Annotated in this window: 14 protein-coding genes; 9 read left to right on the top strand and 5 right to left on the bottom strand. The window is 59.1% G+C overall.

Translation table 11 applies throughout. From position 1 onward, the window contains the following. Positions 1-40 precede the first annotated feature (40 nt). From trpD to SynA1825c_RS08705, 8 genes are all read left to right on the top strand, one after another. On the top strand, positions 41-1,087 hold the full coding sequence (trpD, locus tag SynA1825c_RS08740) for an anthranilate phosphoribosyltransferase (protein WP_186468951.1): 1,047 nt from the start codon (positions 41-43) through the stop codon (positions 1,085-1,087). 34 nt (positions 1,088-1,121) lie between these two features. After that, complete coding sequence (gene carA / locus SynA1825c_RS08735) at positions 1,122-2,267, top strand: glutamine-hydrolyzing carbamoyl-phosphate synthase small subunit (protein ID WP_186468950.1); 1,146 nt, start codon at positions 1,122-1,124, stop codon at positions 2,265-2,267. Between the two features lie 82 nt (positions 2,268-2,349). Continuing rightward, positions 2,350-2,697 (top strand): STAS domain-containing protein, encoded by a 348-nt coding sequence (locus SynA1825c_RS08730; RefSeq protein WP_186471125.1) that lies wholly within the window; start codon positions 2,350-2,352, stop codon positions 2,695-2,697. After that, on the top strand, positions 2,694-3,104 hold the full coding sequence (locus SynA1825c_RS08725) for a ribonuclease III domain-containing protein (RefSeq protein ID WP_186468949.1): 411 nt from the start codon (positions 2,694-2,696) through the stop codon (positions 3,102-3,104). Before SynA1825c_RS08730 ends, SynA1825c_RS08725 begins: the two co-directional genes overlap by 4 nt. 11 nt (positions 3,105-3,115) lie before the next feature. Beyond that, positions 3,116-4,636: a 23S rRNA (guanosine(2251)-2'-O)-methyltransferase RlmB gene (gene rlmB / locus SynA1825c_RS08720; RefSeq protein WP_186468948.1), complete on the top strand. Its 1,521-nt coding sequence runs from the start codon at positions 3,116-3,118 to the stop codon at positions 4,634-4,636. Positions 4,637-4,738: 102 nt separating this feature from the next. Then, a complete protein-coding gene (locus SynA1825c_RS08715; protein WP_186468947.1) occupies positions 4,739-4,984 on the top strand; it encodes a DUF1816 domain-containing protein in 246 nt (81 codons plus the stop codon). A gap of 58 nt (positions 4,985-5,042) precedes the next feature. Beyond that, positions 5,043-6,506 (top strand): Asp-tRNA(Asn)/Glu-tRNA(Gln) amidotransferase subunit GatA, encoded by a 1,464-nt coding sequence (gene gatA / locus SynA1825c_RS08710; RefSeq protein WP_186468946.1) that lies wholly within the window; start codon positions 5,043-5,045, stop codon positions 6,504-6,506. 87 nt (positions 6,507-6,593) lie between these two features. Then, positions 6,594-10,115: a DNA polymerase III subunit alpha gene (locus SynA1825c_RS08705; protein WP_186468945.1), complete on the top strand. Its 3,522-nt coding sequence runs from the start codon at positions 6,594-6,596 to the stop codon at positions 10,113-10,115. A 10-nt stretch (positions 10,116-10,125) separates the two neighbouring features. On the opposite strand, the gene SynA1825c_RS08700 is transcribed toward SynA1825c_RS08705, so the two are convergent. The 4 genes from SynA1825c_RS08700 to SynA1825c_RS08685 form a co-directional block, all read right to left on the bottom strand. Next, entirely contained in the window at positions 10,126-10,503 is a 378-nt protein-coding gene (locus SynA1825c_RS08700; protein WP_186468944.1) for a PAM68 family protein, read from the bottom strand. A 26-nt stretch (positions 10,504-10,529) separates the two neighbouring features. Then, positions 10,530-10,799, bottom strand: coding sequence for a 30S ribosomal protein S15 (rpsO, locus tag SynA1825c_RS08695; protein WP_186468943.1), 270 nt, complete (start codon positions 10,797-10,799; stop codon positions 10,530-10,532). 56 nt (positions 10,800-10,855) lie between these two features. Further along, a complete protein-coding gene (gene ruvA, locus SynA1825c_RS08690; RefSeq protein WP_186468942.1) occupies positions 10,856-11,503 on the bottom strand; it encodes a Holliday junction branch migration protein RuvA in 648 nt (215 codons plus the stop codon). 536 nt (positions 11,504-12,039) lie between these two features. Next, positions 12,040-12,624 carry a ferritin gene (locus tag SynA1825c_RS08685; RefSeq protein ID WP_186468941.1) on the bottom strand — a complete coding sequence of 195 codons (585 nt, stop codon included), beginning with the start codon at positions 12,622-12,624 and terminating at the stop codon, positions 12,040-12,042. 360 nt (positions 12,625-12,984) lie between these two features. On the opposite strand from SynA1825c_RS08685, the gene SynA1825c_RS08680 reads away from it, so the two are divergent. Beyond that, the gene (locus tag SynA1825c_RS08680; RefSeq protein WP_186468940.1) at positions 12,985-13,428 is read left to right on the top strand and encodes a hypothetical protein; all 444 of its coding nucleotides are present in this window, start codon (positions 12,985-12,987) and stop codon (positions 13,426-13,428) included. Here the strand turns inward: SynA1825c_RS08680 and SynA1825c_RS08675 are convergent. Continuing rightward, on the bottom strand, positions 13,397-14,362 hold the full coding sequence (locus SynA1825c_RS08675; protein WP_255478336.1) for a DMT family transporter: 966 nt from the start codon (positions 14,360-14,362) through the stop codon (positions 13,397-13,399). The two genes, SynA1825c_RS08680 and SynA1825c_RS08675, sit on opposite strands and share 32 nt — an antisense overlap. Positions 14,363-14,377: the final 15 nt, after the last annotated feature.

The following is a 14,377-nucleotide window of genomic DNA, read 5'->3' as shown; positions in this document are numbered from 1 at the left end:
CTGTTGTCTGCTCAGGCCCAGGCCTCTGCTCTGCTCACCCATGGTCTCTCCGACTCTTTCCTGGCCTCAGGCTTTGGAGCATCTACTCCGTGGAGGCGTGCTCAGCCCTGATGACGCTTCGGCGTTGATGGAGGCGTGGTTGTCGGAAGATCTCTCGCCCGTGCAGACCGGCGCATTTCTGGCGGCTTTAAGAGCACGAGGAGTGAACGGAGGCGAACTCGGGGCGATGGCCTCGGTGTTGCGTGCAGCATGTCCCTTGCCTGGTGCTCGCCCTGATCTGCTGATGGTCGACACCTGTGGAACCGGTGGTGATGGTGCCGACACGTTCAATATCTCGACGGCAGTGGCGTTCACTGCCGCGGCATGCGGCGCCTATGTGGCCAAGCATGGCAATCGCAGCGCCAGCGGCAAAGTGGGTTCAGCAGATGTGTTGGAAGGTCTTGGCCTCCATCTCAAAGCCCCAGCGCAGCAGGTGGTGGAGGCCCTGCCTGAGGCGGGCGTGACGTTTCTCTTCGCTCCTGCCTGGCACCCTGCCTTGGTGAGCTTGGCACCGTTGCGTCGCAGCCTCGGCGTGCGCACAGTGTTCAACCTGCTGGGTCCGCTTGTTAATCCCCTTAGGCCCAATGGCCAGGTGCTGGGTGTGGCGACGGATGATCTGCTCGATCCAATGGCTGAAGCCCTCAACGCGCTCGGGCAGAAGCGCGCCGTGGTGGTGCATGGAGCCGGCGGATTGGATGAAGCCTCTCTTGCTGGGCCCAATCCGGTGCGCATTCTTGAGGATGGGCTCATTCGCAGCGAGTTCATTTCGCCAGCTGATCTCGGACTGGAGGAGGCTCCTCTGGAGGCCCTGCGAGGAGGAGATCTTGCCTGCAATCAAGCCATCCTCAGCGATCTGCTTCAGGGCCATGGCACCAAGGCACAGTCAGATGTGGTGGCCTTCAACACCGCGCTCGTGCTCTGGGTTGCCGGCGTCGAGATGGATCTGAAAGCCGGAGCTCAGCAGGCCCTGTTGGTGCTGCGAGATGGCTTGGGTTGGGATCGACTCCAGCGTTTGAGCAAAGCCCTGACCCCCGCCGAGGGAGGATGAGACCACGAGCGTTGCTGAAGGGACCGGTCTGCTCATGATTGTTGCTGCATCCAGGGAGCCGGCGTTGCTGGTGCTGGCCGATGGAACGGTGTTCACAGGGTTGGCTTGTGGAGCCGCGGGCAGCGTTGTGGGAGAGGTCGTCTTCAACACGGGAATGACGGGATATCAGGAGGTGATGACCGATCCCAGTTATTCGGGGCAACTGGTGACCTTCACCTATCCAGAGCTGGGCAACACCGGAGTCAATCCTGACGATCAAGAAGCTGAGAAGCCCCATGCAAAAGGGCTGATCGCGCGTCAGATGTCTCCTCTTGCCAGCAATTGGCGCTCTCAACAAAGCCTCCAGGATTGGTTGGCGAGCCATGGCGTGATTGGCATCCATGGCATCGATACACGTGCTCTCGTCCGCCATCTGCGTGAGACCGGGGCCATGAACGGAGTGATCAGTTCAGATGGTCGCTCTCCGGTGGAGCTGTTGGAGCAGGTGCGGTCGGCTCCGTCGATGGAGGGTCTGAACCTGGCTGACAAGGTCTCAACCCCTGAGCCCTACACCTGCAATGAGCCTTGCACGGTCGATTTTGATCGGCGTTTGCAGATCGGGAGACCCCAGGATCCTTATCGTGTGGTGGCCATCGATTTCGGCATCAAGCGGGCGATTCTCGATCGCTTGGTCGGCCACGGTTGCTCGGTGACTGTTCTACCGGCATCAACCGATTTGGACACGGTGTTGTCCCATCAGCCCGAGGGTGTGTTCCTCTCCAATGGACCGGGAGATCCCGCAGCAGTGACCCATGGCATCGAGCTGGCCAAAGGCCTGTTGCAGCAACAGAATCTTCCTCTATTCGGAATCTGCCTTGGCCATCAGATCCTTGGTCTGGCTATGGGGGGAGCCACCTTCAAGCTCGGTTATGGGCATCGAGGTTTAAACCATCCATGCGGAACCACCGGTCAGGTGGAAATCACCAGCCAAAACCATGGTTTCGCGTTGGATGCAGAGAGCCTGCCGGCGGACACCATTGAGATCACCCATCTCAATCTCAACGACCGAACCGTGGCTGCGATGGCCCATCGCAACCAGCCGATTTTCGGCGTTCAGTACCACCCTGAAGCCAGTCCTGGCCCCCACGACGCAGACCATCATTTCGCCAGGTTCGTTGCACTGATGTCAGATCGCCGCTGAACCGTGGTGCGAGTGGTGCAGCATCACTACACTTCGCACGACGCCAAGCGGGAGGTCTGGTCCCATCACTGAACTGCAGCGACTGACGGTTTCGCTCCGGGGCGGCTTTGAACAGCAAGATTCCTGTCTGGTGTTTCATTTCACCGGACAGTTGGATGCTTACTCCGAAAAGCAGTTCATCAGTTACGTGGGAGACGTTCTTAAGACGAACGCCTCACCCGCAGTGTTTGATCTGAGCAAGATTGACTTCCTTGATTCTTCCGGGCTTGGTGCACTGGTTCAGCTCGCGAAACAGTGCAAAGACGCCAATCGCAGTTTCGTGGTTGTGGGCAACGCCCGTGTTACCCAAACCGTGAAGTTGGTGCGCCTCGAGGGCTTCCTGCATCTGGTGAATGATCTGGAATCCGCTTTCACCCAACTGGCTGCTTGACCGACTGGATCCGGCTGCAGCATTCCCTTCCTGCAGGGGCGTCCGATCTCGGTCCCCTTCAGCTTGCCTGGCTAGGTGATGCCGTCTGGGAGCTGCATCAACGGCTTCGTCACTGCCGTCAGGCCGGACGCGCTAAAGATCTCCACCTTGCGGTTGTCTCCGAAGTTCGTGCTGATGCACAAGCGGTTGCGCTGCAGCGCTTGGACCCCTGGCTGACGGACGAGGAAAGGGATCTGGTTCGTCGGGGCCGCAATCGTGCCGGTCGTGGTCCTCGCGGCGGTGACCCCGCGGCCTATGGCCAGGCCACAGGATTTGAGACAATGGTGGGCTGGCTCTTTTTGCAGAATCCAGCGCGGCTTGCCCAGCTACTGGATCGCCTCGAGGAGAGCGAATCCGCCCTGTCATAACCATCGATTCCATGAGCTCCCGCTTCGACCGCCGCCCACCACGTCCATCCCGTGGTGGTGACTCAGGAGGTGGACGTCCGTCACGTGGCGGGCCGCGCGGACGTCGTCCGCGTCTGGATGGAGCTCCGTCCGGCGGTCGTCGCCGTGATGGTGAAGAGGGGGCCTCGGAGTCGTCTTGGCGCAGCTCCCGCGATGGTGACTTCGGTGGACGCCCTGCCTCCCGTGGTGGCTCCTTCCGAGGCTCCTCCCGTGACAGCGGCAGACCCATGGGCCGTGCTGATCGCCGTGAGCGTCGTTTCGATGAGCGCTCAGGTGGAGATCGTCGTTTTGAACAACGGCGTTTTGACCAAAGGCGTTTTGACGATCGTCGTTCTGGAGATCGCCGGTTTGACGACCGCCGTTTTAACGACCGTCGTTCTGATGAACGCCGCTCAGAGGATCGCCGGTTTGGTGACCGGCGCCCCGGTGGCCGTCGCGTCTCAGATGGTGAAGCTCGCGGCATGCGCCCAGGACGTTCAGACCGTCCGGACCAGCGTTTTGACGAACAACCCCGCGCTGAGGCCAGTGCTCACGGCTCAGAGGGTGTCGCGGATGATCTGCTCTGGGGGCGTCATGCCACCCAGGCGGCATTGGAAGCCGGTCGGCCCATCCATCGCATCTGGTGCACCAGTGAGATGCGGAGCGCTCCCAAATTCATGGCGTTGTTGCGCGATGCGAAAGCGTCTGGAGTGCTGGTGGAGGAAGTCACCTGGGCACGTTTGGCTCAGATGACTGGTGGCGCTGTGCACCAGGGCATTGCTCTGCAAACGGCTGCGGCCGACACTCTGAATCTGGAGGATCTGGTGGAAGGTTGCGCCGCATTGCAGGAGGCGCCTCTCCTTTTGGCCCTTGACGGTCTCACCGATCCCCACAATCTGGGGGCGATCGTGCGATCCGCCGAAGCACTCGGCGCTCATGGCGTGGTGTTGCCGCAGCGGCGTAGCGCTGGCCTCACGGGCTCTGTGGCCAAGGTGGCGGCCGGAGCACTTGAACATCTTCCCGTGGCTCGCGTTGTCAATCTCAACCGGTCGTTGGAGACCTTGAAGGATGCCGGCTACCGGGTGATTGGTCTGGCTGAAGAAGGAGATCAGACCCTGGAGGAAGTGGATCTTGAAGGTCCGTTGGTCGTCGTCACAGGCTCCGAGGGCCAGGGACTGTCGATGCTGACCCGACGCCATTGTGATCAGCTCATCCGGATCCCTTTGCGTGGGGTGACACCGAGCCTGAATGCCTCGGTTGCAACTGCACTCTGTCTCTATGAAGTGGCGCGTCGGGGTTGGATGAAAGGTCTGTCGGGTCAGACCCCCTCACCTCCGATTGTTCGCCCGCAGTTGTCTGTGGCTCATCGCCAGTCCGCTGATTCCTCAGGGGCCAACCTGGATGATGCGCCAGTACAGCCGGTCTTAGCAGATCCGAATCCCGGTGTGGATCTGCAGATGGAGCGCCCCACCGAAGCTGTGTCCACGACCTTTGATGGCAGCGTCGATCTGTAACGACCACTGCCACGCACGACCGCGGTTTTGAAAGTGCGTTGGTTGGCCTGTTACGGCCAACGCTGAATCAGGGCACAATGTCGAGGTCTTCACTGCTCCGACATGAGCCCGCTGACTCGACCGATGCGATCGCTTGCCAACGGTCTCGGACTCGCCTGGTGGGCACGGGTTCAGACCCAAAGCCCCGATGTCACGTACTGGTTTGGTCCCTTCGTGCGTCGCTCCACCCTGGAGCGGGAGCTATCCCCCTTTCTGGATGATTTGAAGTCGGAAGCTCCTGCATCTCTGGATCATTCCCTGCTGCGCTGCCGACGCACCGAGCCCTTCACCATTGAATCAGCATCCTGAGGGTTGCTGGTTCTTTGCACCTGGCTGATAGCGTCGCATCTGCACGAAAATCCTGACCATGGCGATCGCCGAATGGCGTCAGCAATTGGCAAAGGGTGAGGTGTCCGCCCGGGAACTCACCGACCATCACCTGGCCAGGATCGAGGCGGTCGATCCCAGTCTTCATGCCTTTCTGGAGGTCACCGCTGATCGTGCCCGTGCGGATGCGGATCGTGTCGATGCAGCGCGAAGTGCCGGCGAAGAGCTGCCGCCCTTGGCGGGCATTCCTCTTGCCATCAAAGACAATCTCTGCACCAAAGGAGTCCGCACCACGTGCTCCAGCCGCATGCTCGAGCAGTTCGTCCCTCCTTATGAGTCAACGGTGACCAACCGGCTCTGGGCGTCTGGTGCTGTTCTCCTTGGCAAGACCAATCTCGATGAATTCGCCATGGGCGGATCCACGGAGACTTCGGCCTTTGGACCAACTGCCAACCCATGGAACACCGATCATGTGCCTGGAGGCAGCTCCGGCGGCAGCGCAGCCGCCGTGGCGGCCGGTGAATGCTTGGCCGCAGTTGGTTCCGACACCGGTGGTTCGATCCGTCAGCCTGCCTCCTTCTGCGGAGTTGTGGGTCTGAAACCCACCTACGGACGCGTGAGCCGTTACGGGTTGGTGGCCTTTGCCAGTTCCCTGGATCAAGTGGGCCCGTTCACCTCGACGGTTGCTGACGCGGCGGAGTTGTTGCAGGTGATGGCCGGCGAGGATCCGCGCGATTCCACCTGTCTCAAGGCTCCTGTTCCGGATTACACAGCTGCTCTGGACGCACCAATTAATGGATTGCGTGTCGGATTGGTTCGGGAATGTTTCGATCAGGAGGGCTTGGACCCCCAGGTCAAGGCATCGGTGCTGGCGGCTGCCGATCAGCTGCAGGCCCTGGGTGCTGAACTGGTCGACGTTTCATGCCCGCGCTTCAACGACGGCATCGCCACCTACTACGTGATTGCCCCTTCGGAGGCTTCCGCCAACCTTGCGCGCTACGACGGCGTGAAATACGGGTACCGGGCTGAGGATGCGGCTTCGTTGGCAGCGATGACGGCTAAGAGTCGTGCTGAGGGGTTTGGCAGCGAAGTGCAGCGCCGAATTTTGATCGGCACCTATGCCCTGTCGGCTGGCTATGTGGATGCCTACTACAAGAAGGCGCAGCAGGTGCGCACATTGATCCGCCGCGATTTCGACGCGGCCTTCCAAGGGGTGGATGTGCTGCTGACGCCCACGGCACCGGGCACGGCATTCCGCAACGGCTCCCACGCCGATGACCCACTGGCGATGTACCTGGCTGATCTGCTGACCATTCCTGCCAATCTGGCTGGATTGCCTGCCATCAGCGTTCCCTGCGGCTTCGACAATGGCGGTCTGCCCATTGGTGTTCAGCTGATCGGCAATGTGTTGGAAGAGCCTCGCCTTCTTCAGGTGGCGCATCAGTACGAACTGGCGGCGTCTGTCATGAAGTCACGCCCAGAGGCGGCTTTCGTGCCTGTCTAGGGTCTTGCTCTGCCTCGCAAACACTGCATCTGGTGTGAGGTGTTTGTCGTGACCCCTGCATCTTGCGCGGCGGCCTAGGCTGGGGCTATGGCATTTGTTCCCCTTCACAACCACAGCGACTACAGCCTGCTGGATGGCGCTTCTCAGCTGCCCCAAATGGTGGAGAGGGCCAAAGAGCTTGGAATGCCGGCTCTGGCACTCACTGACCATGGGGTGATGTACGGCGCTGTTGAGCTGCTGAAGCTGTGTCGAGGCACAGGGGTTAAGCCGATCATCGGCAATGAGATGTATGTCATCAATGGTTCGATTGATGACCCACAACCCAAGAAAGAGCGTCGTTATCACCTCGTGGTGCTGGCCAAAAATGCTGTCGGCTACCGCAATTTGGTCAAGCTCACCAGCATCAGTCACCTTCGGGGAATGCGCGGCCGAGGCATTTTTTCGCGCGCCTGCATCGATAAACACCTGCTGCAGCAATACAGCGAGGGACTGATCGTTGCCACCGCTTGTCTTGGCGGTGAAATCCCTCAGGCGATCATGCGGGAACGCCCCGATGTGGCCAGGGATGTCGCCCGTTGGTATCAGGAGGTTTTCGGCGACGATTTTTATCTGGAGATTCAGGATCATGGCTCTCCTGAAGATCGCATTGTCAACGTTGAGATCGTCAAGATCGCACGTGAACTCGGCATCAAGGTGGTGGCCACCAACGATGCCCACTACCTCACGCGCAACGACGTTGAGGCCCACGATGCGCTGCTTTGTGTGCTCACCGGAAAGCTGATCAGCGATGAGAAGCGTCTTCGCTACACGGGGACGGAATATCTCAAAACTGAAGAGGAGATGGGGCGCTTGTTTGCTGATCACCTCGAGCCGGAGGTGGTTCAAGAGGCGATTGCCAACACGGTGGCTGTGGCCGAAAAAGTTGAGGACTACGACATCCTTGGGCGCTATCAGATGCCGCGCTTCCCCATCCCTGACGGCCACACACCAATCACCTACCTGCGCGAAGTCACAGAGCAGGGCCTCCGTGATCGCCTTGGTTTGTCTCCGGCCGACGGCATCGACGAGGGGTATGCCGAGCGCATGGCCTACGAACTGAAGATCATGGAGCAGATGGGGTTCCCCACCTACTTCCTGGTGGTGTGGGACTACATCCGCTTTGCACGCGAACAGAGCATTCCGGTCGGCCCCGGTCGTGGGTCTGCGGCTGGATCGTTAGTGGCTTATGCGTTGGGCATCACCAATATTGATCCGGTGAGTAATGGTTTGCTGTTTGAGCGTTTTCTCAATCCTGAACGCAAGTCGATGCCTGATATCGACACCGACTTCTGCATCGAGCGTCGTGGCGAGGTGATCGACTACGTCACACGTCGCTATGGCGAAGAAAAGGTGGCGCAGATCATCACCTTCAACCGGATGACGTCGAAGGCTGTGCTGAAAGACGTGGCCAGGGTGCTCGATATTCCCTACGGAGATGCTGATCGCCTGGCCAAATTGATTCCAGTGGTGCGGGGCAAGCCGGCCAAGCTCAAGGCAATGATCGGGGATACATCACCGAACCCCGACTTTAAGGAGCGGTACGACAAAGATCCGATCGTGAAGCGATGGGTGGACATGGCGATGCGCATCGAGGGCACCAACAAAACCTTTGGCGTTCACGCTGCTGGTGTGGTGATTGCGGCCGATCCTCTCGATGAACTGGTTCCGCTTCAGCGCAACAACGATGGCCAGGTGATCACGCAGTACTTCATGGAAGACGTGGAGTCGATGGGTCTGTTGAAGATGGATTTTCTGGGGCTGAAAAACCTCACGATGATCGACAAGACCCTGGAGCTTGTGGAGCAGAGCAGCGGTGAACGCATCGATCCTGATCAGCTACCACCGAAGGATGAAGGCACCTTTGACTTGCTGGCCCGTGGCGACTTGGAAGGCATTTTCCAGCTTGAATCCACGGGGATGCGACAGATCGTCCGTGATCTGAAACCTTCGTCGCTGGAAGATATCTCCTCGATCCTGGCCCTTTACCGACCGGGTCCCCTGGATGCGGGGTTGATTCCCAAGTTCATCAACCGCAAGCACGGTCGCGAAGCCATTGACTTCGCCCACAGCACCTTGGAACCGATCCTGAGCGAGACCTACGGAATCATGGTGTACCAAGAGCAGATCATGCGCATTGCTCAGGATCTGGCCGGCTATTCCCTCGGTGAAGCCGATCTGCTGCGTCGTGCGATGGGTAAGAAAAAAGTGTCGGAGATGCAGAAGCATCGCGGCATCTTTGTGAAAGGCGCAACGGAACGCGGCGTGGATGAGAAGGTCGCCGATGAATTGTTCGACCAGATGGTGCTCTTCGCCGAGTACTGCTTCAACAAGAGCCACTCCACGGCTTATGGAGCAGTGACCTACCAGACGGCGTATCTGAAGGCGCATTACCCCGTCGCCTACATGGCTGCACTGCTCACCGTGAATGCAGGTGCCAGCGACAAAGTGCAGCGCTACATCTCGAACTGCAATGCCATGGGCATCGAGGTGATGCCCCCCGACGTGAATGCCTCGGGAACCGACTTCACACCGTTGGATAACCGCATTCTGTTTGGCCTGTCTGCCGTCCGAAATTTGGGAGATGGGTCCATCCGCGCACTCATTCGCTCCCGCCAGTCCGATGGGGCCTTCCAGTCATTGGCGGATCTGTGTGATCGCGTGCCCTCCAGTGTTCTCAATCGGCGCAGTCTCGAAGCCCTGATCCACTGTGGCGCTCTCGATGCCCTCGAGCCTCAGGCCAACCGTGCTCAATTAATCGCCGATCTTGATCTGCTGCTCGACTGGGCAGGATCCCGTGCCCGTGATCGCGCCAGTGGTCAGGGCAATCTTTTTGATCTGATGGCAGTGCCTGCCGACGATGCGTCAGACAGTGCCACTGATTTGAGTTTGGCGCCTAAGGCCGCTCCGGTGAAGGACTATCACCCCAGTGAAAAGCTCAAGCTGGAAAAAGACTTGGTGGGCTTCTACCTGTCTGATCACCCGCTCAAACAGCTCACAGCACCGGCTCGGTTGTTGGCTCCGATCGGCTTGGGGAGCCTCGAAGAGCAAGCCGATAAGGCCAAGGTGAGTGCGATTGCCATGGTGAGTGAGATGCGTCAGGTCACCACCCGCAAGGGTGACCGGATGGCGATTCTTCAGCTCGAGGATCTCACGGGTTCCTGTGAGGCGGTGGTGTTCCCGAAGAGCTATGCGCGTCTCGCCGATCATCTGATGGCTGAGGCACGTTTGCTGATTTGGGCGGCAGTGGATCGCCGTGATGAACGCGTGCAGTTGATCGTGGATGACTGCAGAGCGATCGACGATTTGCGTCTTTTGCTGGTGGAACTCGATCCAGATCAGGCCTGTGATGTAGCGGTGCAGCACAAGTTGAGGGAGTGCCTCCATGCCCATCGACCAGATCAGGATGAGCTGGGTGTGAGGGTGCCTGTTGTTGCCGCTGTGCGTCGCGGTCCTGAGGTCAAATATGTTCGCCTCGGCCCACAATTCTGCGTGAAGGATGTGGTGGCAGCGCGCCAACACCTGCAAGACAGCTCTTTCACCGTGAGCTGCAGTGATCCCTTGATGAATTAACCACGACGGTTCAACTCTGTTTTTGCGCTTTGATCGAGCTGCGAAGTCGTTGAAGGTTTGGTTTGAGGTGTTCCAGCCCCAGCAGGCTCCCAGGCTGGGGCTCCCAGCTGGCGGAAAGCACGCCGTAGCTGAGGCCAATCAGCCCGAGCAGGAAAAAGAAACCGGATGCCACCAGAGTGATCCCAGGCGGGATATCGAGAATGCCTCGACTGACCAGCAGGTAGCTGATCACAAAAACGGCCATCCCCAGCACGGAGGGAACTCCGGTGGAGATGGCGACGCGGCGGGCCATTCGATCGGCCACTTCCCTGGGAATTCCTTGACTCCCACTGGACGGTGAAGGAGAACGTCGCGGTTCAAAAGGGAGCGGATCGCGTCGTTCAGCCATGGATTAGAAAACCTGCCGGGTGCGGCTCAGCCGCGGATGCCCAGTTTGGCGATCAGGCTCGTGTAACGCTGTTCGCTCTTGCCACGCACGTAGCTGAGCAGGCGCTTGCGCCGGCCGATCATCTTCAGCAGACCCTGACGGGAGGAATAGTCGTGGATGTTCTGCTGCAGGTGGCTGCTGAGCTTCGAGATGCGCTCGCTCAACATCGCCACCTGAACCTCTGCCGATCCCGTGTCGGTGGCGTGGGTTTGGTGGGTGTTGATCAGCTGCTGCTTTTCAGTGGTATCGAGCGACATGCGCGGTGTCTTGCCCAGACAGTGCAAACAACCAATTTACCTTCTCGAGGTCCCTATCAAGCCGATTGGCTCAACCAGCGCAAGCTGGCCCGCAACCAACCCTCAGGGTCGTTGGCGGCAGGACACTCCGTGGCCGAGGCAACGGCTCGCATCGCACGACGGATTTCCAGGTCTTCGTAGCCGAGCGTTTCCAGGGTGAGCTGAAGTTCCTGCAGCGATTCCGGATGGATCGGCAGAGCTTGGATGTCGCTGCGATCGACGAGTGACAGAGCGGGTTCTTCACTGCTCGGTGCCCATGAACCCAAGCGATCCCGTAGCTCCACGGCGATCCTCTCTGCCGTGCGCTTGCCAACACCTTGTGCCTGCGTCAGGCGTTTCAGATCGCCTTCAATGATGGCGGTCACCAAATCGGCGGCTGTGCAGCTGTCAAGCAATGAAAGCGCCACCTGTGGACCAACACCATTGACGCCAATCAAAGTCCTGAACAGATCCCGATCCATCTGCAAAGGGAATCCGTACAAGTGCGAGCCGTCTTCGCGATGGACCTGATGGATCCAGAGTGTGCAGCTGTCTCCGCTAAGCGATGTTTGATCCCGACGGGTGAGTTGCACCTCATAGCCCACGCCTGCGCAAGCGATCACCAGCCCGTGTCGTCCGCCCTGTTCCCAGGCCTGGATGCGTTCGCCTTGAAGCCAGCCGATCACGACGGTCTCCGGGGAAGGATGGGCGGATTCACGTGGGGTTCCGATTCAGAGAGGACTGATCAGCGCCATGATGCCGCTGTTGCTCTCCCAACGACGCGCTTTCGAGTGGCAGTGGATTCCAGAGCTTGACCAGACTGAGGAGGTCGTCAAACCTGCTGCTGTTGGGCTTGGCGTTCTAGTTCCTCTTCGGCTGCAAGCTCGCGGAGATACCGGCGGTGCTGTGGTGATTCGTGACCGGAGAGGGACTGGATCCTGCTGTTCATTGAAGAAGGAAATGTCCTCCTCAAGGGAGTGAACGTTCTGTGAGTCATGCAATTTCAAAGGTATTTGATCTCGCGCTTCGATCCCGATTGGATGTCTTGCGTATAACGATCTTCTCATGATCGGGGTGGTGCCGCAATCGTTGATTGCCGATTGCTGTTTTCGTAAAGGCAAACTCAGCCCCGGCAACCAGGGATGCACTGACATCACGCCGTTTTGAGTGTGACGATGTGATGGTGTTGCTGATGTGAACCTAAGACTTCACTGAGCCGAGATCAGCCTGCCAGCGTGGCCGGAGCTGCTGCTTTCTCGCGCAGTTCCGCATCGATCACCAGCAGAGCAGCCGGTTGATTGTCAGCAAATTTCACGCGGCCGAGAAGATAAGCCGCCTCGTGTTCGGAGAGCCTTTGGCCTTCCACAATTGGGTCGAGAAAAACAGTGGTTCTCATGTCATTGTCACGTTCGGCAGTTTTGTAAAGCTGCAGAACAGATGATGTGACGTCGGCTTCCATTCGAAACACGTCCGAGACCACAGCTTCGCAGTGACTCCATTGCTGACAGGGGGGTTCAATGGTGTCGAGCACCACGGTTTGACCCCGGGAGATCAAATAGTCGGCGAACTGTGCAGCATGCTGCTGTTCTTGATTGCCTTCGTCGCGTAGATGGTTGGCGAATCCAACGAGTTCTCGTTCGGCGAACCAGATGGCTGTGGCGAAATAAGCCGCTGCAGACTGGCGCTCCATATTGAGATGAGCCTGCATGTGCTCGAGCAATTCGGCCGACATCGGCTCGGCCATGGCTCGGCCTGAGGGGCCTGTTGCCACATTGCTGGAAGTTTGGATGGGTGCTGTATAGGTCATGTTTCTCCTCGTGGTTTGATTCGTGTTCCTGGGTCAATTATGCCTGAAAGATTGACTTACGGCGAGGAAATGAATGAGAAAGATTTGTTTTTGAGAATCATCTTCAAGTGCATTTGTTGCTCTTAGGTGGAGCGATCGAAGTGCTTGTTTTTCTTGATCTTCATTCTCAAAAAGGCTGAATCGTGACCTGGTCTTCTGTTGTCGTCCCGCTGGTGATGCGTGATCTGCCGTCTGGAATCGGCTGCGGCGGCTTGGGCGTTCTGTTCCAGCACTTCACGAGAGGTGGGAGGGCCTGCCAGCCTGGTGTCACAGTTTCGAGTGTGCTGCAACATTGCAGTGATCTCGTGTCGTGATCTCTCCATGCTTTCACTGTTCAGCCGTTGGCGCAGAGCCCTTCTGTCGTTGCTGCTGGTGGGACTGATCTTGGTGGGTTTGTCCGCATGCTCCGTCAGTGATCGACCGTCGCGTGGGGTTCTGCTCAGTGCCCTGGGTCAGCAGATTCAGCTCACCCAAAACGCCATTGCCCAATCGCTTGATCTTCAAGCCTCTGGCGTGCCGGAGGTCAGTCGGGTCCGGATCGAGCAACAAGAGAGTCTTCGCATCGGCGATCAGAAGGGCGTGCACCTCACCGGTCGGTTCGATTGGCGACTTCCAGGCGATGCCGTGAAGGTGGACAGTCCTTTCGAGCTGTTCCTGGAACGCGGGGAACGCGGCGAAAGCTGGAGATTGGCGCTCCCCAGCGGTTCCGATGACGGCAATTCCCAAACCTGGATTACGTATCCGCTGGCGATTGATCCGGCTTGACCGTCTGCCGGGCGCTGAGGCTGATCAAGGTGGCACCCAACACGCAGAGTGCTCCCACCACCACGGTTCCGGTGATCGATTCGGCGAAAAACAGCACACCCCAGAGCGTGGCAAAGACCACCTGCACGTAATTGATGGAGGTGGCTCGCGCCGCCGGTAGGGCCGTGAGCCCTTGCGTCAGCCACACCTGTCCTAACTGCGTGAACAAACCAACGCCCAGCAGCCAGATCCAGTCGGTTCTGGTGGGCTGCACCATCGTGTTGATCAACAAGGGCAGGGTTGCTGGCACCGATACCAACGGGAAATAAAACACGATCACCAGCGGATGCTCCCGCGCCGAGAGCTGCCGCACGCTTACGTAGGCCAAAGCGGTCATCAGCGCTCCACCGAGGCCGATCGATGCCGCCATTGCCGGGAGACTGGCCCCATCCTGCCCAATCCATTCCGGCTGCACGACGAGCAGCACACCGATCAGTCCCAGCAGGATCGCCAGGCTGATTCGCTTGCGGATCGGCTCACCCAGCAGCGCCCAAGCGCAGAGAGCCGTGAGGGTGGGGTAGGTGTATTGCAACAGCGTCGCAGCCGCCAGGGGTAGAGCCGCCAGAGCCTGGAAGAACAGCAGCAGCGCAACAGTCCCCAGCACCCCGCGCACGATCAGCAGTCCCTTCTGGTGTCCCCAGGGCGACACCCGTAGACGCGCCAGCATCGTCCAGGTGATCACGATGCTGATCACGGAGCGGATCAGCACGATCTGCGCTACTGGCAAGCGGCCGCCCAGGTGCTTAACGCATACGGTCATCAAGCTGAAGGCGAGCGCTGCCCCGATCAGGGATAGTCCTGCTCTCCAGTCCTTCGTTGACTGAGACCCTCGGATGGTCGCTAGCAGGCCCTGCATCGCTCGGTCCATGGGAATCCGGTTAACGATGCCATCCATCGGATCTGGCCTGTT

It is taken from the genome of Synechococcus sp. A18-25c, from assembly GCF_014280035.1.
GTDB lineage: Bacteria > Cyanobacteriota > Cyanobacteriia > PCC-6307 > Cyanobiaceae > Synechococcus_C.
This window is presented reverse-complemented; position numbering and strand designations above follow the sequence as displayed.